At 72.3% G+C, this 19,589-nt stretch carries 21 protein-coding genes; 5 read left to right on the top strand and 16 right to left on the bottom strand.

Translation table 11 applies throughout. The features are described from left to right. Positions 1 to 57 precede the first annotated feature (57 nt). The 5 genes from pdxH to EXE57_RS08895 all read left to right on the top strand — a co-directional run bounded on the left by pdxH (position 58) and on the right by EXE57_RS08895 (position 6,902). Positions 58 to 699, top strand: a complete 642-nt coding sequence (gene pdxH, locus EXE57_RS08915) for a pyridoxamine 5'-phosphate oxidase (protein ID WP_208543021.1) — start codon at positions 58 to 60, stop codon at positions 697 to 699. Between the two features lie 49 nt (positions 700 to 748). Next, a complete protein-coding gene (locus EXE57_RS08910) occupies positions 749 to 1,339 on the top strand; it encodes a TetR/AcrR family transcriptional regulator (protein WP_135076569.1) in 591 nt (196 codons plus the stop codon). After that, positions 1,339 to 3,072 (top strand): ABC transporter ATP-binding protein, encoded by a 1,734-nt coding sequence (locus tag EXE57_RS08905; protein ID WP_135076566.1) that lies wholly within the window; start codon positions 1,339 to 1,341, stop codon positions 3,070 to 3,072. Before EXE57_RS08910 ends, EXE57_RS08905 begins: the two co-directional genes overlap by 1 nt. Before the next feature lie 70 nt (positions 3,073 to 3,142). Continuing rightward, the gene (locus EXE57_RS08900; protein WP_135076563.1) at positions 3,143 to 5,137 is read left to right on the top strand and encodes an ABC transporter ATP-binding protein; all 1,995 of its coding nucleotides are present in this window, start codon (positions 3,143 to 3,145) and stop codon (positions 5,135 to 5,137) included. A 292-nt stretch (positions 5,138 to 5,429) separates the two neighbouring features. After that, positions 5,430 to 6,902 carry a sensor histidine kinase gene (locus EXE57_RS08895; RefSeq protein WP_135076560.1) on the top strand — a complete coding sequence of 491 codons (1,473 nt, stop codon included), beginning with the start codon at positions 5,430 to 5,432 and terminating at the stop codon, positions 6,900 to 6,902. Here EXE57_RS08895 and EXE57_RS08890 read toward each other — a convergent pair. From EXE57_RS08890 to EXE57_RS08815, 16 genes are all read right to left on the bottom strand, one after another. Next, positions 6,896 to 7,147: a hypothetical protein gene (locus EXE57_RS08890; protein ID WP_135076557.1), complete on the bottom strand. Its 252-nt coding sequence runs from the start codon at positions 7,145 to 7,147 to the stop codon at positions 6,896 to 6,898. The genes EXE57_RS08895 and EXE57_RS08890 overlap by 7 nt on opposite strands. Then, the gene (flhA, locus tag EXE57_RS08885; RefSeq protein WP_135076554.1) at positions 7,144 to 9,189 is read right to left on the bottom strand and encodes a flagellar biosynthesis protein FlhA; all 2,046 of its coding nucleotides are present in this window, start codon (positions 9,187 to 9,189) and stop codon (positions 7,144 to 7,146) included. Before flhA ends, EXE57_RS08890 begins: the two co-directional genes overlap by 4 nt. A gap of 76 nt (positions 9,190 to 9,265) precedes the next feature. After that, positions 9,266 to 10,411, bottom strand: coding sequence for an EscU/YscU/HrcU family type III secretion system export apparatus switch protein (locus tag EXE57_RS08880; RefSeq protein ID WP_135076551.1), 1,146 nt, complete (start codon positions 10,409 to 10,411; stop codon positions 9,266 to 9,268). Between the two features lie 6 nt (positions 10,412 to 10,417). After that, a complete protein-coding gene (locus EXE57_RS08875) occupies positions 10,418 to 11,185 on the bottom strand; it encodes a flagellar biosynthetic protein FliR (protein ID WP_135076548.1) in 768 nt (255 codons plus the stop codon). Between the two features lie 5 nt (positions 11,186 to 11,190). Beyond that, positions 11,191 to 11,460, bottom strand: coding sequence for a flagellar biosynthesis protein FliQ (gene fliQ / locus EXE57_RS08870; protein ID WP_135076545.1), 270 nt, complete (start codon positions 11,458 to 11,460; stop codon positions 11,191 to 11,193). Positions 11,461 to 11,468: 8 nt separating this feature from the next. After that, entirely contained in the window at positions 11,469 to 12,332 is an 864-nt protein-coding gene (gene fliP / locus EXE57_RS08865) for a flagellar type III secretion system pore protein FliP (RefSeq protein WP_244247050.1), read from the bottom strand. Further along, positions 12,329 to 12,793: a flagellar biosynthetic protein FliO gene (locus tag EXE57_RS08860; RefSeq protein ID WP_135076542.1), complete on the bottom strand. Its 465-nt coding sequence runs from the start codon at positions 12,791 to 12,793 to the stop codon at positions 12,329 to 12,331. The genes fliP and EXE57_RS08860 overlap by 4 nt, the downstream gene beginning before the upstream one ends. Before the next feature lie 2 nt (positions 12,794 to 12,795). Beyond that, positions 12,796 to 13,575: a flagellar motor switch protein FliN gene (gene fliN, locus EXE57_RS08855; protein WP_135076539.1), complete on the bottom strand. Its 780-nt coding sequence runs from the start codon at positions 13,573 to 13,575 to the stop codon at positions 12,796 to 12,798. After that, complete coding sequence (locus tag EXE57_RS08850; protein ID WP_135076536.1) at positions 13,572 to 14,525, bottom strand: flagellar motor switch protein FliM; 954 nt, start codon at positions 14,523 to 14,525, stop codon at positions 13,572 to 13,574. The genes fliN and EXE57_RS08850 overlap by 4 nt, the downstream gene beginning before the upstream one ends. Before the next feature lie 48 nt (positions 14,526 to 14,573). Then, the gene (locus tag EXE57_RS08845) at positions 14,574 to 15,020 is read right to left on the bottom strand and encodes a flagellar basal body-associated FliL family protein (protein ID WP_135076533.1); all 447 of its coding nucleotides are present in this window, start codon (positions 15,018 to 15,020) and stop codon (positions 14,574 to 14,576) included. Next, the gene (locus EXE57_RS08840) at positions 15,017 to 15,949 is read right to left on the bottom strand and encodes an OmpA/MotB family protein (protein WP_135076530.1); all 933 of its coding nucleotides are present in this window, start codon (positions 15,947 to 15,949) and stop codon (positions 15,017 to 15,019) included. Before EXE57_RS08840 ends, EXE57_RS08845 begins: the two co-directional genes overlap by 4 nt. Before the next feature lies 1 nt (position 15,950). Continuing rightward, positions 15,951 to 16,727: a motility protein A gene (locus tag EXE57_RS08835; protein WP_135076527.1), complete on the bottom strand. Its 777-nt coding sequence runs from the start codon at positions 16,725 to 16,727 to the stop codon at positions 15,951 to 15,953. Continuing rightward, on the bottom strand, positions 16,727 to 17,008 hold the full coding sequence (locus EXE57_RS08830; RefSeq protein ID WP_135076524.1) for a flagellar FlbD family protein: 282 nt from the start codon (positions 17,006 to 17,008) through the stop codon (positions 16,727 to 16,729). The genes EXE57_RS08835 and EXE57_RS08830 overlap by 1 nt, the downstream gene beginning before the upstream one ends. A gap of 169 nt (positions 17,009 to 17,177) precedes the next feature. After that, entirely contained in the window at positions 17,178 to 18,011 is an 834-nt protein-coding gene (locus tag EXE57_RS08825) for a flagellar hook-basal body complex protein (RefSeq protein WP_135076521.1), read from the bottom strand. A gap of 18 nt (positions 18,012 to 18,029) precedes the next feature. After that, positions 18,030 to 18,512 carry a flagellar hook assembly protein FlgD gene (locus tag EXE57_RS08820; RefSeq protein ID WP_135076518.1) on the bottom strand — a complete coding sequence of 161 codons (483 nt, stop codon included), beginning with the start codon at positions 18,510 to 18,512 and terminating at the stop codon, positions 18,030 to 18,032. Positions 18,513 to 18,522: 10 nt separating this feature from the next. After that, positions 18,523 to 19,587, bottom strand: coding sequence for a flagellar hook-length control protein FliK (locus EXE57_RS08815; protein WP_135076516.1), 1,065 nt, complete (start codon positions 19,585 to 19,587; stop codon positions 18,523 to 18,525). Positions 19,588 to 19,589 lie beyond the last annotated feature (2 nt).

The following is a 19,589-nucleotide window of genomic DNA, read 5'->3' as shown; positions in this document are numbered from 1 at the left end:
TCTCGGCCGGCGCGCAGCAGGCCACGGAGCTGGGAGACACGCCCTAGCATCGACGCCATGAGCGGGGACATCGCCGGGTTGCGGCGCGAGTACGCCGACCGGGGCCTGCGCGAGTCCGACCTGGCCCCGGACCCGTGGGCGATGTTCGACCGGTGGTTCGCGGAGGCGCAGGGTGCGGGTCTCCACGAGCCCAACGCCATGGTCGTCTCGACCGTGGCGTCCGACGGTCGGCCGTCCTCGCGGATGGTGCTGCTCAAGGGCGTCTCGCCGGCGGGCTTCGTCTTCTTCACCAACCTCGGCTCCCGCAAGGGCACGGAGCTGGCGGTCAACGAGCACTGCGCGCTGCTCTTCCCGTGGCACCCGCTCGAGCGGCAGGTCCGGGTCGACGGCGTGGCCCGCGAGCTGCCGCGCGAGGAGGTGGATCGCTACTTCGCCTCCCGCCCCCGCGGTTCCCAGCTCGGCGCCCACGCCTCGCAGCAGTCACGACCGGTCGCCGACCGCGCCGAGCTCCAGGCGGCGTACGACGACGTGGCGGCCCGTTTCGAGGGACGCGAGGTGCCGGTGCCCGACACCTGGGGCGGCTACCTCGTCGTCCCGACGGCCGTGGAGTTCTGGCAGGGGCGGCCCGGGCGGATGCACGACCGCCTGGTCTACCAGCGCGTCGGCGAGGAGTGGCAGGTGGAGCGGCTCGCTCCCTGAGGCGCGGAACCCGCTTGTGAGTGAGCGCTCACTCACTTAGGGTGGACCGGTGCCCCGCGCCACCCCGCTCACTCCCGACCAGCGCCGCGCCTCCCTCGTGGAGGCCACGGTGCCGCTGCTGTTCGAGCACGGTCGCGCCGTCACGACCCGGCAGATCGCCGGGGCCGCGGGCGTGGCCGAGGGGACCATCTTCCGGGCGTTCGCCAGCAAGGACGAGCTCGTCGAGGCCGCCGTCCGCGCCGCCCTCGAGCCCGAGCGCTACGAGGCGGACCTGCGCGCGATCGACCTCGACGCCCCGCTGCGAGAGCGCCTGGAGGCGCTCGTGACCGCCATGCAGCAGCGGTTCTCCCGGGTGTTCCTGCTGATGGACCGGCTCGGCATGGTCTCGCCGGACAAGGAGCACCGCCGTGAGTTCCGCAAGCGCTGGGACGCGCGGCTCGAGCCGCTGGTGCGCGACGTCCTCGGCGCCGACGCAGCCCGGCTGCGCATCGAGCCGGAGCGCGCGCTCCACGTCATCCGGCTGCTGACCTTCGCCGGCTCCCACCCCGGGATCGCCGACGGCAGGACCCTGAGCCCACGCGAGATCGTCGACGTGCTCCTCGACGGCCTGCTCGACCCCACCCGGGAGAGGGAGGACTGATGCTGCTCCGACTCGTCCGCACCTACCTCCGGCCCTACCGGGCCGCGCTGCTCGCCGTCGTCGCGCTCCAGTTCGTCGGCACCGTCGCGATGCTCTACCTGCCCAGCCTCAACGCCGAGATCATCGACGAGGGCATCGTCACCGGCGACACCGGCTTCATCGTCCGCCACGGCGCGATCATGCTCGCCGTCACCCTCGTCCAGGTCGCCTGCTCGATCGGCGCGGTGTGGTTCTCGGCCCGCAACGCGATGGGTTTCGGTCGCGACGTCCGGGGCGCCCTCTTCGCGCGGGTCGGGTCGTTCTCGACCCGGGAGGTGCAGCAGTTCGGCGCGCCGTCGCTGATCACCCGCGAGACCAACGACGTCCAGCAGGTGCAGATGCTGGTGCTCCTGGGCGGGACGCTCATGGTCTCGGCGCCGATCATGATGGTGGGCGGCATCGTGATGGCGGTCCAGGTCGACGCGGGGCTCTCGTGGCTGGTGGCCGCGATCGTCCCGGCGCTGGCGATCTCGATCGGCTTCATCGTGAGCCGGATGGTGCCGAGCTTCCGGCTCATGCAGGAGCGGATCGACGAGGTCAACCGGCTGCTGCGTGAGCAGATCACGGGCGTCCGGGTGGTCCGCGCCTTCGTCACGGAGCAGCAGGAGACGAAGCGCTTCCGGGGCGCCAACGAGGAGCTCACCGAGGTCTCGGTGCGCGCCGGCAGGTGGCTGGCGGCGATGTTCCCCACGGTGATGCTGGTGGCCAACGTCGCGTCGGTGGCGGTGCTGTGGTTCGGCGGCCACCGGGTCGAGAGCGGCGAGATGCAGGTGGGCGCGCTGACCGCGTACCTCGCCTACCTGATGCAGATCGTGATGTCGGTGATGATGGCGACCTTCATGATGATGATGATCCCGCGCTCGGCGGTCTGCGCCGACCGGATCAGCGAGGTTCTCGACACCGAGACCTCGGTCCGGCCGCCCGAGCAGCCGGTCACGACCCTGGCCGAGCGGGGGAGCCTGGTCCTCGACGACGTCACCTTCGCCTACCCCGGCGCCGACCGACCGGTCCTCCAGGACGTCTCCTTCGAGGCCCGGGCCGGGCAGACGGTCGCGGTCATCGGGTCCACCGGTGCCGGCAAGTCCACCCTGGTCAACCTGGTGCCGCGGCTCTTCGACGCCACCTCCGGCAGCGTCGTCGTGGACGGTCACGACGTGCGCGACCTCGACCCGGAGACGCTGTGGTCGCGGCTGGGGCTGGTGCCCCAGAAAGCGTTCCTCTTCACCGGCACCGTCGCCGAGAACGTCCGCTACGGGAAGCCCGACGCGACCGACGAGGAGGTCTGGGACGCGCTGGAGATCGCGCAGGCCCGCGACTTCGTCGAGCGGCTCCCCGACGGGCTCGACCACGACGTCTCCCAGGGCGGGACCAACCTCTCCGGCGGGCAGCGGCAGCGGTTGGCGATCGCGCGGGCCGTTGTACGACGCCCGGAGATCTACCTCTTCGACGACAGCTTCTCCGCGCTGGACCTCGCGACGGACGCCCGGCTCCGGGCGGCCCTGCGACCGGTCACCCGCGACGCCACGGTCGTCGTGGTCGCCCAGCGGGTCTCCACCATCCGTGACGCCGACCTGATCCTGGTCCTCGAGGACGGTCGGGTGGTCGGGCGCGGCTCCCACGACGAGCTGCTCGACACGTGCGAGACCTACCGGGAGATCGTCGCCTCCCAGCTCACCGGGGAGGAGGCAGCATGACTTCACCCCGCGACATCGCGGGCTCCTCCCGCTTCGCCCCTCCCGCCCACGATCCCGAGGGGACCCCGAGATGAGCCAGCTCAAGGAGACCGAGCGGGTCCAGGGCGGCCCGGGCGGCCCTGGCCGCGGCCCGATGGGCGGCGGCATGATCGGCCAGAAGGCCAGCCACTTCATGCCCTCCGCCAAGCGGCTGCTGCGCAGGATGCGTCCCGAGCGGCACAAGGCGTACGCCGTGCTGGCCCTCACCGTGCTCAGCGTGGCCGCGATGTCGGTCGGGCCGCGGGTGCTCGGCCACGCGACCGACCTGATCTTCGCCGGGCTCATCGGTGGTGGGCTCCCCGCCGGGCTCACCAAGGCCGAGGCTGTGGACGGGCTGCGACGCCAGGGCGAGGACCAGGTCGCCTCGATGGTCTCGGCCATGGACGTGGTCCCCGGCCAGGGCGTCGACTTCGACGCGGTCGCCCGGGTGCTGGTGCTGGTGCTGGTGATCTACGTCGTCGGCTCCCTGCTCGCCTGGCTGGCGGGCTACCTCCTCAACGACGTCGTGCAGGGCACCGTCCGGCGGATGCGCGCCGACGTCGAGGACAAGGTCCACGCGCTGCCGCTGGGCTACTTCGACAAGCAGCCGCGCGGTGAGCTCCTGAGCCGGGTCACCAACGACATCGACAACGTCAGCCAGACCCTGCAGCAGACGATGAGCCAGCTGCTGACCTCCCTGCTGACGGTGCTCGCGGTGCTGTCGATGATGTTCTGGATCTCCCCGCTGCTCGCGCTGGTGGCGCTGGTCTCGGTGCCGATCACGATGGTCGTGACCGCGCAGGTGATGAAGCGGTCGCAGGGACTGTTCGTGCAGCAGTGGCGTCGTACGGGCTCCCTCAACGGCCACGTCGAGGAGACCTTCTCCGGCCACGCGCTGGTCAAGGTGTACGGCCGCCGGTCCGAGGTGGAGCGGGTCTTCGCCGAGCAGAACGAGGAGCTCTACCGGGCCTCGTTCGGCGCCCAGTTCGTCAGCGGCCTGATCATGCCGATCATGATGTTCATCGGGAACCTCAACTACGTCGTGATCGCCGTCCTCGGCGGCCTCCGCGTCGCCAGCGGGTCGATCTCGCTGGGGGAGGTGCAGGCGTTCATCCAGTACACGCGCCAGTTCACCCAGCCGCTCACGCAGGTGGCCTCGATGACGAACCTGCTGCAGTCCGGGGTCGCGTCCGCCGAGCGGGTCTTCGAGCTGCTCGACGCCGAGGAGGAGGAGCCCGACCGCCCCGACACCACGGCCGGGCAGCGGACCGGGGACCGGGCCCGGGGGGAGGTCCGCTTCGAGCACGTCGCGTTCTCCTACGACCCCGAGCGGCCGCTGATCCAGGACCTTTCGCTGGTGGCCGCGCCCGGCCACACGGTCGCCATCGTCGGCCCGACCGGGGCCGGCAAGACCACCCTGGTCAACCTGGTGATGCGCTTCTACGAGCTCGACGCCGGCCGCATCACCCTGGACGGCATCGACGTCGCCGAGCTCCCCCGGCCGGTGCTGCGCGCCCAGACCGGGATGGTGCTGCAGGACGCGTGGCTGTTCGAGGGCACGATCCGCGACAACATCGGCTACGGCCGGCCCGACGCGAGCGAGGAGGAGGTGCTCGAGGCGGCCCGGGCGACGTACGTCGACAGGTTCGTGCACTCGCTGCCCGACGGCTACGACACCGTGATCGACGAGGACGGCTCGAACCTCTCGGCCGGCGAGCGGCAGCTGGTCACCATCGCCCGTGCCTTCCTCACCGGTCCGGCGCTGCTGATCCTCGACGAGGCCACCTCCTCGGTCGACACCCGGACCGAGGTGCTGGTCCAGCGCGCGATGGCCGCGTTGCGGGCCGACCGGACCTCGTTCGTCATCGCGCACCGGCTCTCCACCATCCGGGACGCCGACCTGATCCTGGTGATGGAGGACGGCGCGATCGTCGAGCAGGGCACCCACGAGCAGCTGCTGGCGCGCGACGGCGCCTACGCGCGGCTGCACCGGGCACAGTTCACCCGGCCGATGACCGAGGAGGACCCGGTCGGGACGCCGGCGTGACCACCCGGTGGGAATTGCCTTGAAGGCGCTCGGGTCGGGTCGTAGCGTGGGCGCACACGGGAAAGGAGGTGGTCCGGAGAATGAATTCTTCAAGGACGCGTGAGGTGGCTGCCCGCTAGCAGCCAGTAGTCCCGTCGGGTGGAGTCACCCGGCACCGGCTGCTGACGAATCCATGGCAGTCACCCGGCCCGCAGGTGATCCGGACCACGTCCGTCCGGAGGGGCGCTTCGGCGCCGCACCTGCGGGTCGTCCCATTTCGTCCGCTCCGCGGCGGCCTCGGTAGGCTCCCCCCGTGCGTATCCCGGGCGCAGAGCAGCTGGTCGACCTCCCTCTCGAGGTCCTGCTGGCGCCCGCCGCGGACCTCGACCTCGACACGGTCCTGCGCCGCTCCCTGACCTCGGCCAGGTCCCGGTCCGGGACCCGGGGCGGCGCCCTCGTGGTGCTCGACGAGCACGGTGAGGTCGACGAGGTCCTCCTGGACGGCCTCACCGGGCAGGAGGCGCGCGACCTCGCGGCCGCGGAGCCGCGCGAGGCCCGGGCGGCCGGCGCCCTCGTGGCCTCCATCCGCGACGGGGAGACGCTCTTCGCCCGGCTCGTGCTCTCCGGGGGCGACCACGCGTTCACCGACGAGGACGAGGTCGCCGTCCGCGCCCTGGCGCGCGTGGCGGGGGTGGCGGTGCGCAACGCCCGCGCGTACGCCCTCAGCGAGCGGCGCCGCGAGTGGGTCGAGGCGACCGCCGAGCTGGCGGAGGCCTTCCACCCACCGGTGCACCTCGTCGAGCTGCTCACCAGGATCGTGGCGGGCGCCCGTCGGATCGTCCGCGGCTCCTCGGCCGCGGTCATCGGCGCCGGCGATCACGGCTTCGACGTCCCGGCCGTCGGCTGGGACGAGCCCACGACGCTGCGCGACCTGCTCGACGAGGTGGGGCCGCAGGTCCGCCGGGCGCGCGAGACCGGCGAGCCCTTCGAGGCGACGTACGGCGTCCGGGGGACCGTGGTCGGCCTGCCGCTCTCCAGCGTGCTCACCGTCGCGGGGGTGCTGCTGGTCCGCGTCGACCGCGGACGCGGTCGGCTGCCGGCGGAGGACCGTGACCTGCTCACCTCGTTCGCGACCCAGGGCTCGCTCGCCCTCGACCGCGCGGTGCTCCTGCAGGCGCGCCAGCACGAGGTCGTCGCCGCCGACCGGGACCGGATCGCCCAGGAGCTGCACGACCAGGTGATCCAGCGACTGTTCGCGACGGGGATGGCGTTGCGCGCGTCCTCCCGGGCCCCAAACCCCCCGGTCACCCAGCACCGGATCGACGAGACGGTCCGCGACCTCGAGCAGACGATCCGCGACATCCGCGCCACCATCTTCGAGCTGCAGCACGGCCGCGAGGCCAGCCTGCGGGAGAGCATCGCGGCGCTCGCGCAGGAGTACGCCCCCGCGCTGGGCTTCCGGCCCTCGATCCACACCTGGGGGCCGGTGGACTCCTTGGTCGGCCAGCCCGTCGCGGACCACGCGCCGACGGTCCTGCGCGAAGCGCTGGCCAACTGTGCCCGCCATGCAGGCGCGAGCAGCTGCCACGTGGAGGTGACCGTGGCCGAGGAGCGCTTCACCCTCGTGGTCACCGACGACGGCCGTGGGCTGGACGCCGAGGTGTACGAGAGCGGGCTCCGCAACCTGCGGCGCCGTGCCGAGGACCTGGGGGGGAGCCTGGACGTGCGTGCGGCCGTGCCCCGTGGCACCCGGCTGGAGTGGCAGGTCCCGCTCGGCGGTCAGTGATCGGCGGCCGGTTCCGTGGCCTCGGTCGTCGACGCGACCGCGCCCTCGTCGTCGTGGCCACCGGCCGGGGTCGGCCAGACCAGGTCCGCGACGAGGGAGAGGGCCACCCAGCAGCCACCGGTCGCCACGAGGTAGCGCGTGAGGGCCACGTCGAGCGGCATGGTCCCGGCGACCAGCGTCGACCACAGCGCCGGCGAGGCGAGCACGGCGCCGGCCAGCAGCACCCACCCCGACAGCGGGATCATGCCGTCACCGCGAGCCGGTCACCGCTGACGACCCCGACCGAGCGCACCTGCCGGGCCCCCACCATCTCGGTGTAGGAGAGCACCGACAGCGTCGGCAGGCCGGGAGCGACCAGACGTCGTACGGCGGAGCGGAGCTGGGGCGCACAGACCAGCACCGGCCGTACGTCCCGGTTCTCGGCGTCGGTGGTGAGCTCGCTGAGCTCGACCAGGAGGCTCTGGCCGACCGCCGCGTCGAGCGCGAGCATGCCGCCCTGCTCCCCGTGGCGCAGCGACTCGAGCATCCGCTGCTCCAGGGTCGGCTCGAAGCTGACCACGTGCACCGTCCCCTCCACGAGGTGAGGGGCCACGATGGCGGGACCGAGGGCCGCGCGAGCCGCGTCCACGAGGGCGTCGAGGTCCTTGGTGACCTGCGCCTTGAGCGAGAGCGCCTCGTAGATCCGGACCAGGTCGCGGATCGCGACCTGCTCGTCGAGGAGGGACTGCAGCACCCGCTGCACCTCGCCGAGGCTGAGGTGGACCGGCGTCAGCTCCTCGACGACGACGGGATGGCTGCGCTTGACCATGTCGGTCAGCAGCTTCACGTCCTCGCGGCCGAGGAGCCGTGCGGCGTGGGTGCCGACGACCTCGGCCAGGTGGGTCGTGACGACGGAGGCCCGGTCGACGACGGTCGCCCCGCTCAGCTCGGCCTGGGTCCGCAGCTCGGCCGGGATCCACTTGGCCTCGAGCCCGAAGACCGGCTCCTGGGTCGGCTCGCCCGGCAGGCTGCCGAGGAAGTCGCCGATCGCCAGCACGCTCCCGGGGGGCGCCTCACCCCGGGCGACCTCGATGCCGAAGAGCTTGATCGCGTACGTCCGGCTCGGCAGGTCCAGGTTGTCGCGGGTGCGCACCGGCGGCACCACGATCCCGAGGTCGCCTGCGACCTTGCGGCGCAGGGCCTTGACCCGGTCGAGGAGGTCGCCGCCGTTGGCGGCGTCGACGAGGTCGATGATGTCGGCCGCGAGCTCGAGGCCCAGCGGGTCGACCTGGATCTCGGCGGCCAGCAGCTCGGGCGAGTCGGGGGCGGCGGCGATCTCGGTGGCGCTGACGGCCGGCTCGGGCTCGGGAGCCTCGTCCGGGACGCGCGTGGAGGCCAGCAGCATCACGCCGCCGGTGAGGATGAACGGGATCTTGGGCAGGCCGGGGATCAGGCACAGGGCCAGGGCGGCGAAGCCGGCGATCCGCAGGGGCATCCGGTTGCCGCCGATCTGGCGGAGGATGTCGGTGCCCATGTCGGCCTTGCCGGTGGAGCGGGTGACGATGAGGCCGGTCGCGACCGAGAGCAGCAGCGCCGGGATCTGGGACACCAGCCCGTCCCCGACGGTCAGCAGGCTGTAGGTGGAGATCGCGTCGCCGAAGGACATGCCCCGCTGCGCCACGCCGACGGCGAAGCCGCCGATGAGGTTCACGATGGTGATGACGATGGCGGCGATGGCGTCGCCCTTGACGAACTTCGAGGCACCGTCCATCGCGCCGTAGAAGTCCGCCTCGCCGTGCACCTCCTCCCGGCGGCGGCGGGCCTCGTCCTCGTCGATCAGGCCCGAGTTGAGGTCTGCGTCGATCGCCATCTGCTTGCCGGGCATGGCGTCGAGGGTGAAGCGGGCGCCGACCTCGGCGACCCGGCCGGCGCCGTTGGTGATGACGACGAACTGGATGACGAGCAGGATGGCGAAGACGATCAGGCCGACGATGAGCGAGCCGCCGACGACGAAGTGGCCGAAGGTGTCGATCACCTTGCCGGCGTACCCGTCGAGGAGCACCAACCGGGTGGCGCTGACGTTGAGCGCGAGCCGGAACAGGGTCATCACCAGGATCACCGCCGGGAAGGCGGCGAAGTCCAGCGGACGGTGCACGAACATCGCGACCAGCAGGATCAGCAGCGCACCGGTGATGTTGAGCGCGATGAGCAGGTCCAGCACGATCGCGGGCAGCGGCACGACGAGCATCACGACGATCAGCACGATGCCGACCGGGACGCCCAGCTGGGTGAGGCGCTTCGGGTCCAACGTCAGCCTTTCGGAGGGTCGCCAGGGCTCGCGCCCTCCGTGGCGCCGACGCGACACCGTCCTGGTGTCGTGGTCCCTATCGGCCGGAGCCGGCCGGGGCTGAGGGGTTTCGTCGGACCCGGCGTCCCGCTGCCAGCGCGGGCAGCTCCGGGCCGGTCCGGGGGGAGCGGTGCTCCCCGCCGTTCTGGCCGAGGTTGCGACGCGTGATCACGAAGGCGAGCACCTGCGCCACGGCGGAGTAGAGCTCCGCGGGGATCTCCTGCCCGACGGTGGTGGAGCCGTAGAGCGCACGTGCCAGCGGGACGTCGCGCACGAGCGGGACCCGGTGCTCGCCGGCGCTCTCACGGATCCGCTGCGCGACCAGGCCCGCCCCGCGGGCGACCACCCGGGGGGCACCGCGTTCGACGTCGTAGCGCAGGGCCACGGCGACGTGCGTGGGATTGACCAGGACCACGTCGGCCGTCAGCACGTCGGCCATCATCCGGTTGCGCGAGGCCGCCATCTGGCGGGAGCGGATCGCGCCCTTCAGCATCGGGTCGCCCTCGGACTGCTTGTGCTCCTGCTTGATCTCGTGGTGGCTCATCCGGGTCTGCTTGCCGATGCGGCGCCGGACGATGGCGTAGTCGGCGGCCGCCATCACGAGCCCTGCGATCGCCACGTTCCGCACCAGCGACAGCACCTCGTCGTTGACGGCCTCGAGCACGGCCGGGATCGGCACCATGCCACCGATGAGCGGCATCAGCGCCTGCATCGCGGTGTACGCCACCAGCCCGACCACCGCGCTCTTGATCAGCATCTTGGCGCCCTCCCAGAGCGCCTGCGGGCCGAACACGCGCTTGGCGCCCTTGATGGGATCGAGCTTCTTGAGGCTGGGCTTCATGCTCTTCGTGGCCAGGTAGAACCCACCCTGCGCGAGGGCGGCGGCGACCCCGATCACCATGACCGCGGACCCCAGCAGCACGAGGGTCACCATGATGTGCGTTGCGCCCTCGCCGAGCAGGGCCATCGCGTCCTCGACGTCGGCGTCGGGGGGCAGCGTGAAGCAGCTGACCATCAGCTCCATCAGGGCGGTGAGCTCGCGGCTGAGCAGCGAGGGCAGCACCATGCCGACGATGAGCAGGGTCGCCCACCCACCCAGCTCCTGGGTCCGCGGGACCTGCCCCTCCTTGCGCGACTCCTTGCGCTTCTTGGGAGTCGGCTTCTCGGTCTTCTCCTCCGACACCGGGTCTCACCCCCCGCCCGCGAGCGCCCACATGGCACGGTTGGCGAGGTCGACGAGCCGCTCGATGGCCTCGGGCAGCACCGGGAAGGAGAGACCGAGCAGCAGCAGGGTCAGCCCGATCTTGGCGGGGAACATGACGTTGATCGCGTTGAGCTGGGGCGCGACCTTGGTCAGCAGCGCCAGGCCGAGGTCGGCCACGAACAGCACGGCGATGAGGGGCAGCGCGATCTGGACCGCGATCATGAAGAACATCGTGAACGCGGTGATCATGACGTCCGGCCCCACGGACACGTCCGGGACCTCCCCGAGGGGCAGCACCTCGAAGGACTTCAGCAGCCCGCCGATCACGAGCAGGTGGCCGCTCGTCGCGAAGAGCAGCATGGTCGCGAGCATCTGGTGGAAGCGGCCGAAGACGGTGTTCATGTTCATCGACAGCGGGTCGAAGGCCTGCGCCAAGGCGAAGCCGCCGAAGGTGTCGACGAGGCTGCCGGCGGTCGCCACGGCGGCGAAGAGCAGGTAGGTCACGAATCCCATGGCCGCCCCGACGGCCGCCTGGAGCGCCACGCCGAGGAGCAGCTGCGGGGTGCCGACCGGCAGTCCGCTGTCCGCGAGGGAGGGGGCGACCGCCAGCGCCAGGCCGAGCGACAGCACGACCTTGACGGTGGTCGGGACCGCGCGCCCCGAGAACGGGGGGACCAGCGCCAGCCAGGCCACGATCCGTACCGAGGCGAGCAGGTAGGCCAGCAGGGGCTCGCCGGCGACCGAGAGAGTCATCGTGCTCAGGCCAGCAGGGTCGGGATGAGCTCGAAGAGGTCCTGGGTGAAGTCGATGAGGGTGTGCAGCATCCAGTTGCCCGACAGCAGCAGCGCGACGCCCACGCCCACGAGCTTGGGCACGAAGCTCAGGGTGAACTCCTGGATCTGCGTCATCGACTGGAACAGCGAGATCGCGAAGCCGATGACCAGCGAGGTGACCAGGATCGGGGCGGAGAGCTTGAGCGCCACCAGCATGGTCTGGAGGGCGATGGCGATGACGGTGGTGTCGGTCACGGGGTCACCTACTGATAGCTCGAGACGACGGACGTGATGACGAGGGCCCAGCCGTCGACCAGCACGAAGAGCAGCAGCTTGAAGGGGAGCGACACCATGACGGGCGGCATCATCATCATGCCGAGCGCCATCAGCGCCCCGCTGATCACGATGTCGATGACCAGGAAGGGGATGAAGATGATGAAGCCGATGATGAACGCCTGCTTGAGCTCGGTGAGCACGAAGGCCGGCACCAGCGTCGTCAGGCTCACCTCGTCACGGTTGTCGGGGAGGTCCCGGCCGGCGACGTTGGTCAGCAGGGTCAGCTCCTCGTCCCCGGTGTTGTCGAGCATGAAGGCGCGCAGCGGCTCCACGCCGTCGTCGAACGCGGCCGCCGAGGACTTGTCGCCGTCGAGGTAGGGCTGCAGGCCGGCATCGTTCATGTCGCCCAGGACCGGCGTCATGATGAAGAGGCTGAGGAACAGCGCGAGCCCCGCCAGCACCTGGTTGGGCGGGATGCCCTGCAGGCCCAGCGCGTTGCGCGTGAGCCCGAGCACGACGAGCACCTTGGTGAAGCTGGTGCAGGTCAGCAGGATCGCCGGGAGCAGCGAGAGCAGCGTGAGGGCGATGAGCACCGTCACCGAGGTGCTCGGCTTGTCGGTCAGGTCGCCGAGGTCGATCGTGACCTGGCCGTCGCTGCCGGGACCGCCGGGGCCGCGGGGGCCCTCCGGCGCGTCGGGCAGGTCGTTGAGCGGCAGTGCCGCCTGGACGGCGACGGACGTGGGCGCGGCGGACTCGGCCTGGGCAGCGGTGGTCGGGAGCACCAGCGACGCCACGAGCGCGGCGAGCAGCAGGCCGAGCGCCCGGAGCGCACGGCGGGTCCTGCCGGTCACGACGCCTTGCCGGTGGCGACCGCCAGCGCCTGGCGCCAGGTCTGGGGCGAGAGGACCGAGCCGGCCAGGGCGCCGTCGTCGGCGCGTGCCGCGGGAGCCGCACGGTGCGCGCCCGCCCGGCGTACGACGGCAGCGGCGTCCTGCGGGGGCGCGATCTCGAGCCGTGCCGGGTCGTCGGAGACCAGCTCCATGCCGGTGACGACCGGCAGCTCGTCGAGGTCGTCGGGGTCCAGCTCCGTCAGCAGCCGCACCTGCTGGTCGGTGGTGCCCAGCACCAGGATCCGCGAGCCGACGCTGACGACGGCGACCGAGGAGGCGCGCGTGAGCGACTGGCGGTGCAGCACCTGGACGGGTGCACCCGGTCGCCCTCCGAGCCGGCGGCTGGCCAGCCGGGCCAGCAGCAGCATCAGTCCCACGACGACCGCCAGGGAGGCGATCACGCGCACGGTCAGCTCGAGCACGGTCAGCCCTCGGTCGCGTCGTCGACGATCTCGGTGACCCGGAGGCCGAAGTCCTCGTCGACCACGACGACCTCGCCGCGGGCGATCAGCCGGCCGTTGACCAGCAGGTCAGCCGGACTGCCGGCAGCGCGGTCGAGCTCGAGGACGGCACCGGGGGAGAGCGCGAGCAGGTCGCGGACGGTCATCCGGGTCCGCCCGAGCACGACCGTCACCTCCATGTCGACGCCGTGGAGCATCTCGATGCCCCGGGTCGGGGGCAGCCCGGCCGTCAGGTCCACGCCGTTCGGGGTCGGGTTCGCGAGCGGGAGCGCGTCGAAGGCGGCCGTCGCCGGCCCGGTCACCTCGTCGGACTGGCCCGCGACGTCGCCGACCAGCAGGGCGGCGGCCACGGTCGAGCCGGACAGGGGGACGGCCGTGAACGGGCCGCCGAGGTCGCCGACGACCAGGCCGAGGTCGACACGACGGGCGGCGCCGGCGGTGGTGCCGAGCGCGGCCGCCGCAGCGTCCAGGGCGGGCTGCGTCGCCGCGGCCAGGTCGAGGCCGCCCAGCGGGCTGCTCGCCAGTGCCTCGACGAGGTCGGCAGCGACCAGGACCGCGATCCGCGGTGCGCCCGGGGCGTCGAGCTCGACCACGGCCGCGCCGGCGAAGCCGGTGGTGACGTCCGGGGTCCCGGGCACCGGGGTGCCGGGGACCAGGGGCTCGGCCGCGGGGAGCACGCCGGCGGCCGCCGTCGCGGCGGCGAGCACGAGCTGCGTGGGGGTGCCGGTGGTGGCGGTGGTCATCGTTTCTCCTCGGGTGTGCCCACGATCAGCGCGGCCAGCCGGGCACCCTGCGTGCCGGGGGTCGCGTGGGCGAAGGTGGTGTCGTCGACGGTGACGTCCAGGGGGGCCGACGCCGGGTGGGACAGCCGCAGCACGTCGCCGACGGCCAGGCCGCCGAGGCTGTCCGGGCCCAGGCGCGTCGGGCGGAAGGTGACCGAGACCTGCACCGGCACCTGCTCGAACTGCCGGTGCACCAGGTCGGCGGCGCGGGCGCGCTGGGCACGCTCGCGCTCGGAGACGGGGGCAGGCGCCGCCGCCTTCACGAGGTGGGGCTGCAGGCCGCTGAACGGCAGGCAGATGCTCATCCGGTGGGCCCGGTCGCCGATCCGGAGGTCGAAGGTCGCCACGACCATCACGTCGGCGGCCCCGGCGACCTGGGCGAACTGCGGGCTGTACTCGATGCCGGTCAGCTTGGGATCGATCTCGACGACACCGGCCAGGCTGTACTGCATCTCGCCGAGCAGCCGCTCGACCAGGCCGCGGACCACCCCGCCCTCGATGTCGGTCAGCGGGCGCACCGGCTGCACGGCCGAGCCCGGGCCGCCCAGCATGTGGTCGACGCACGACATGATGGCGGGCAGCGGGATCTCGAGGACACCCAGGCCGGACATCGGCTCGGCGGAGAACTTCAGCAGGTACGTCGGCGCGTTGAGCGAGTCGACGTACTCGGCGTAGGTCTCCTGCGCGATCGACAGCAGCTGCACGGTGCACACCGTGCGCAACGACGAGGTGAACACCGTCGTGGCCTGGCGGGCCAGCCCGGACAGCCCGAGCTGCAGGATCCGCGAGTGCTCGCGGGAGAGCTGGATCGGGCGGCGGAAGTCGTAGACCGTCGGCTCCGAGGCGCGGGCGCGACGACGCGTCCGGGCAGCGGCGGACGCCGGCCGGGGGGCAGTCGCGAAGAGGCTCACGAGGGGGCTATCGGCGCTCCCTCGCCGAACCTGAGGAGATCCGGTGCCTCATTGGGTGACGAACTCGGTGAAGTACACCTCCATCACGTCGCCGTGGTAGCCGTCGTGGAGCCGCTCCTGGAGCTTGTGCTTGAACTCGTCTCGCTGCACCGGCTGCGCGAGCTCCGACATGTCGACCCCGCTGAACAGGCTGATCGCGGCGTCCAGCGCCTTGCTGCCGTCGACCTCGTGGGCCTCCTCGGTCAGCTGCAGCGCGAGGCCGACCCGGAGGTAGTGGCCCTCCGCGAGGTTGATCTGGATCGGCTCCAGGGTGATCACCTCGCCGGGGAGCGGCTCCACGGGCTCGGTGGGGCGGAGCAGGAACCACCACCCGGCGGCGGCGCCGAGCACGAGGACGACCACGAGGCCCAGCACCAGCGTCCGCCTCGACCGGCCGCCCTCCTCGTCGGGTTCCTGGTTCGGGTCCACCTGGGCCGGCGCTGTCGTGGTGCTCATCGGGTTCCTCCGGTCGTGCGTGCGGACGTGGGGGCGGCGCCGCGGGACGCCGCGGCCGAGGGGCGGACCTCGTCGAGGAGCGCCCGCGTGGCGGGGGGCAGGTCGGAGAGGACGACGACGTCGACCCGCTTGTTGACGCGCTGGGAGCCGGGCTTGGCGGGGTCGACCAGGGGCTTCTCGTGGCCGTACGCCGCCGCGCTCATCCGCCCGTTGGGGATGCCGCCCTGCTCGTTGAGGTGACGCAGCACGGCGACGGCGCGTGCGGCGGACAGCTCCCAGTCGGTGGCGAAGTACTTCGGCTTCACCGGCACCTGGTTGGTGTGGCCGTCGACGCGCAGGTCCTCCTTCGCCCGCCGCAGGGTCGGGGCGACGACGTCGAGCACCTCCCGGCCGCGGTCGCTGAGGTCGGCGAGGTTCGGCTCGAAGACGACGTGCCGCGAGGTGAGGCTGAGGACCAGGCCACGGTCGTCGATCCCGGCGCGCACGTCGTGGCGCAGCCCGGCGGCCTCGAGCGCCTCCTCGAGCTCGCGCATCAGGCCGGCCAGCCGGTCCACCTCGGCCTGCGCGTCGGCATAGCGACGCTCACGCTCCAGCCGCTGCTCCTCGGCCACCGCACGCGAGACCGCCTCGCGCTGCTCGGGAGGCACGTCGGCCAGGAACAGGTCGGCGCGCACCGGCTGGACGGCGGACACGCCGGGCTGCTCGAGGATCGACTCCGACCCCACGAGGACCGACGTCGACTGGCCGAAGCCCGCCGCCAGTCCGGCCTTCAGCGCGTTGAACTTGCGCTCGTCGACCACGCTCATGGAGAACATGACGATGAAGAGCACCATCAGCAGCGTGACCATGTCGGCGTAGGTCACCAGCCACCGCTCGTGGTTCTCGTGCTCCTCGTGCTCCTCGCGCCGCTTGCGCCGACCCGCAGACATGTCAGGCCGCCTTCTTCTGCTCGTCGTCCTGCTGACCGGCAGGCAGCAGCGAGTTCAGCTTCTGGGCGATGATCCTCGGGTTCGCCCCGGCCTGGATCGCGGCCACGCCCTCGATGACCAGCTCCATCCGGGCGGCCTCGAGCTCGCTGAGCCGCTTGAGCCGGCTGCTGATCGGCAGCCAGAAGACGTTGGCCGACAGCACGCCCCACAGGGTCGCGAGGAACGCCGCGGCGATCAGGTGACCGAGCTCCTCGGGCTGGGAGAGGTTCTCGAGCACGTGCACCAGGCCCATGACGGTGCCGACGATGCCGATCGTCGGCGCGTAGGCGCCGGCGTCGCCGAAGAACTTCGCCGAGTGCTTCGCGGTGGCCTTCTTGGCGTGCACCTCGGCCTCCAGGATGTCGCGGACCTCCTCCGGGTCGGTGCCGTCGATCGCGAAGGTCACCCCCTTGACCAGGAACGGGTCGTCGATCTCCTTGAGGGCGTCCTCGAGGGCCAGCAGCCCCTCGCGCCTGGCCTTCTCGGCCAGCGTGACGATGGTCGGCACCACGGCGCTCGCGGGCAGCACCTTGGCCGTGAAGGCGTACTTGAACGCCTTCACGGCGTTCTTCGCGTCGGGGATCGTGCCGCCGGCCACGGTGACCATCAAGGTGGCGCCGAAGACCAGCAGCATCGGGGGCAGCAGCAGCATGCTGGCGGGGCTGCCGCCCTCCATCATGTTGGCGACGGCGATGACGAGGAGTCCGAGGAGGACCCCGATCAGGGTTGCCGGGTCCATCAGTCGCGCACCTCCGGGATGCCCGGGTGGTCCGCGACCGGGGTGAGGTGGGTGGGCCGGGCGGGTTGCTCGGTCGGGGCCCGGCCGAGCTGGGTGCCGAGGGCGATGATCTCGCCGCGGTAGGTACGGACCAGGTCCGCGATCTCGTTCATCGACTCGGCCACGACGTACTTGGTGCCGTCGACGAGGGTCACGACGGTGTCCGGCGTGCTGTCGAGTCGCTCGATCAGGTCGGCGTTCAGCACGAACGCCGTTCCCGAGAGTCGGGTCAGCAAGATCATCCTTGGCACCATCCCTGTGCTGTCGTACGAGGACCGTCCGTGGTCCGTCGATGGAACTGATCGGCGGCGGCGCCGGTGACCTGAGGGAAACCTGCGCGCGGGCCGCGACGCACGACGTCCCGCGGGCGAGCCCGGTCGGGCCCGGTCCGCGGGACGTCGGAGCGGTGCGTCAGCGCTTGATGTTGACCAGGTCCTCGAGCACCTGGTCGGACGTCGTGATCACGCGCGAGCTCGCCTGGAAGCCCCGCTGGGCGAGGATCAGGTTGGTGAACTCGGCAGCGAGGTCGACGTTGGACATCTCCAGCGAGCCGCCCATCAGCACGCCCCGGCGGCCCTCGCCGGGGACGCCGAGGTCGGGGTTGCCGGAGTTGGCCGAGGCCCGGAACGCGGTCTCGCCCACCTTCTCCAGGCCCGCGGGGTTCACGAAGTCGGCGACGGCGAGGGTTGCGATCTCCCTCTGCACGTCGTCGGAGAAGCTGCCGCGCACCACCCCGTCGCTGCCGATCGAGTACGACGTCATCTCGACGCCGGCAGGGAGGCCGGCGTTGAGGGCGTTGATGTTGACGTCGCCCAGCGCGCCGCCCCCGGCGGGGTAGCCCTGGACCTTCTTGCCACTGGGGGCGACCAGGTCGCCGCTCGCGTCCCACTTGAAGGCGCCGGCGCGGGTGTAGATCCGCTCGTTGCCGGAGCCGAGGACGAAGAAGCCGTCGCCCTGGATCATCAGGTCGGTGGCGCTGCCGGTGACCTGGGAGGAGCCCTGGTTGAAGTTGCCGCTGGTGGCGGCCACCTGGACGCCGAGGCCGACCTGGATCGGGTTGGTGCCGCCGTTCTGCGCGTTGGGGCCGCCGGCCCCGGACATCACCTGGCTCAGGGTGTCCTGGAAGACCACGGTGCTGGCCTTGAAGCCGATGGTGTTGGCGTTGGCGATGTTGTTGCCGGTGACGTCGAGCATCGTCTGGTTGGCGCGGAGGCCGCTGATGCCGGCGAAGAGGGAGCGGAGCATGGGAGTCCTTTCGGTGCCTCAGAAGGCAGTACGGGTGGTCTCGGAGCCGGTGGCCCCGGTGTCCGGGTCGGTGGTGGTGGTCGGCTCGGCGGTGACCGAGGTGATCATGGCGAGCGGCACCTCGGTGCCGTCGACGTCGAAGACCGGGCCCTCGGCGCCGAAGGTCACGCCGTCGACGGTGCCGGTCCGGGTCGCCCCGGCCTCGTCCACCCACGTGACGTGGCGGCCGACCAGGCCGCTGGCGCCGAAGGCCATCTGGGCCCCCAGCAGCGCGCCCGTGCGGTCGGCGACCTCCTGCATCTTCTCGAGCGCGGTGAACTGGGCCGACTGGGCGAGGAACTCGCCGGAGTCGGTCGGGTTCAGCGGGTCCTGGTAGCGCAGCTGCGCCACCAGGAGCTCCAGGAACATCTGCTTGTCGTCCTGGACGCTCGACTGGTCGGTCGACGTCATGCCGGGCGCGAGCATGCCGCTCGTGACCGCTTCCGTCGCGGGGATCGACACGGCTTCCTCCTCACATGGTCACGTCGACGCCCGAGGAGCGGGCGTGCACGACCTGGTCGGGACGGGGCGTGCTCGCCCCGCCGGTGGCGCCGTCCCTGGCGGTGGTGCCACTCCGCGTCCCTGCGGGGTGGCCGTCGTCGCCGGCGTGGCCCTGACGGGCCGCGCCGCTGTCGCCGCGGCCCTCGTGACCCGCGGTGGCGGGGGCGGAGGGCTGGCTGGAGGCGGTGGTGGTGCTCGCGAGGTCGCGGACCACCACCCGGGTGTCGGTGGCGCCGCTGAGCTCGAGGACGCGGCGGAGCTCGGGGGCGCCCTCGAGCAGCGCCTGCTGCGCCTCGCTGCCAGCAGCCATGCGCACGTGCACCTCACCGTTGCGGACCGTCAGCGTGACCCGCACCTCGCCGAGCGCCTCGGGCTGCAGCGTCATGGTGAGCCGGTGGGTCCCGTCGCCGCGGCTGACCAGGCGGGTGATCTCGGGCAGCACCTGCTGGGTGACCCCGGCGGCGGGGGCCGGCCCGGGGGTCGACGTCGTCGGAGCCGGGGCGGTGGTGGGGGCGGGTGCCGCGGACGGCAGGTGCACGTCCACCGTGGGCGCGGTGGGGGCCGGCGCCGAGTCGGCGGCCGCCGTCGCGTCGGAGGCGGTCGCCGCGCCGGTGGCCGGGGCAGCCGCCGCACCCTCGGGCACGAGCGGTGCGACCGGGGTCGTGGCCCCGTCGGTCGCCGCGGTGGGCGCCGGCGGGGGCGCTGCTCCTGCCGGCGGGTGGTCGACGGTGAGCCCGAGGCCGGGCAGCGGGAGGCCGACCACGCCGACGGCGTACGGCGTCGTGGTGGTGTCGGTGGCCGTCTCGTCGGTCTCGCCCCCGGCCGCAGGCTCCTCCTCGGCAGGCGTGGCGGCCTCGCCCACGGGGGCGGGCGGCGACGCGGCGGCAGGGACGCCCGGGGTCGGTCCGGCGACCAGTCGCGCCACGAGGGCCGCGAAGCCCTCCGCCGCCGGGTCCGCCGGCTGTCCGGACGCGGCGGTCGTCGCGGTGGGCGTGGGCGCCGTCGTGCCGCGCGGGAGGCCGGGAAGGGGGGTCATCG

Origin of the sequence: Nocardioides euryhalodurans, assembly GCF_004564375.1 — a bacterium.
Lineage (GTDB): Bacteria > Actinomycetota > Actinomycetes > Propionibacteriales > Nocardioidaceae > Nocardioides > Nocardioides euryhalodurans.
Note: the sequence above shows the minus strand (reverse complement) of the source record. Positions and strands in the feature narration are given on the sequence as shown.

What these genes read in the sequence shown, in the direction of transcription:
- pdxH (WP_208543021.1), top strand. Translation starts at nt 58, where the DNA reads ATGAGCGGGGACATCGCCGGGTTGCGGCGCGAGTACGCCGACCGGGGC.
- EXE57_RS08905 (WP_135076566.1), top strand. Translation starts at nt 1,339, where the DNA reads ATGCTGCTCCGACTCGTCCGCACCTACCTCCGGCCCTACCGGGCCGCG.
- EXE57_RS08900 (WP_135076563.1), top strand. Translation starts at nt 3,143, where the DNA reads ATGAGCCAGCTCAAGGAGACCGAGCGGGTCCAGGGCGGCCCGGGCGGC.
- EXE57_RS08890 (WP_135076557.1), bottom strand. Translation starts at nt 7,147, where the DNA reads ATGATCCCGCTGTCGGGGTGGGTGCTGCTGGCCGGCGCCGTGCTCGCC.
- EXE57_RS08875 (WP_135076548.1), bottom strand. Translation starts at nt 11,185, where the DNA reads ATGACTCTCTCGGTCGCCGGCGAGCCCCTGCTGGCCTACCTGCTCGCC.
- fliN (WP_135076539.1), bottom strand. Translation starts at nt 13,575, where the DNA reads ATGACCACCGCCACCACCGGCACCCCCACGCAGCTCGTGCTCGCCGCC.
- EXE57_RS08845 (WP_135076533.1), bottom strand. Translation starts at nt 15,020, where the DNA reads ATGAGCACCACGACAGCGCCGGCCCAGGTGGACCCGAACCAGGAACCC.
- EXE57_RS08840 (WP_135076530.1), bottom strand. Translation starts at nt 15,949, where the DNA reads ATGTCTGCGGGTCGGCGCAAGCGGCGCGAGGAGCACGAGGAGCACGAG.
- EXE57_RS08835 (WP_135076527.1), bottom strand. Translation starts at nt 16,727, where the DNA reads ATGGACCCGGCAACCCTGATCGGGGTCCTCCTCGGACTCCTCGTCATC.
- EXE57_RS08830 (WP_135076524.1), bottom strand. Translation starts at nt 17,008, where the DNA reads ATGATCTTGCTGACCCGACTCTCGGGAACGGCGTTCGTGCTGAACGCC.
- EXE57_RS08825 (WP_135076521.1), bottom strand. Translation starts at nt 18,011, where the DNA reads ATGCTCCGCTCCCTCTTCGCCGGCATCAGCGGCCTCCGCGCCAACCAG.
- EXE57_RS08815 (WP_135076516.1), bottom strand. Translation starts at nt 19,587, where the DNA reads ATGACCCCCCTTCCCGGCCTCCCGCGCGGCACGACGGCGCCCACGCCC.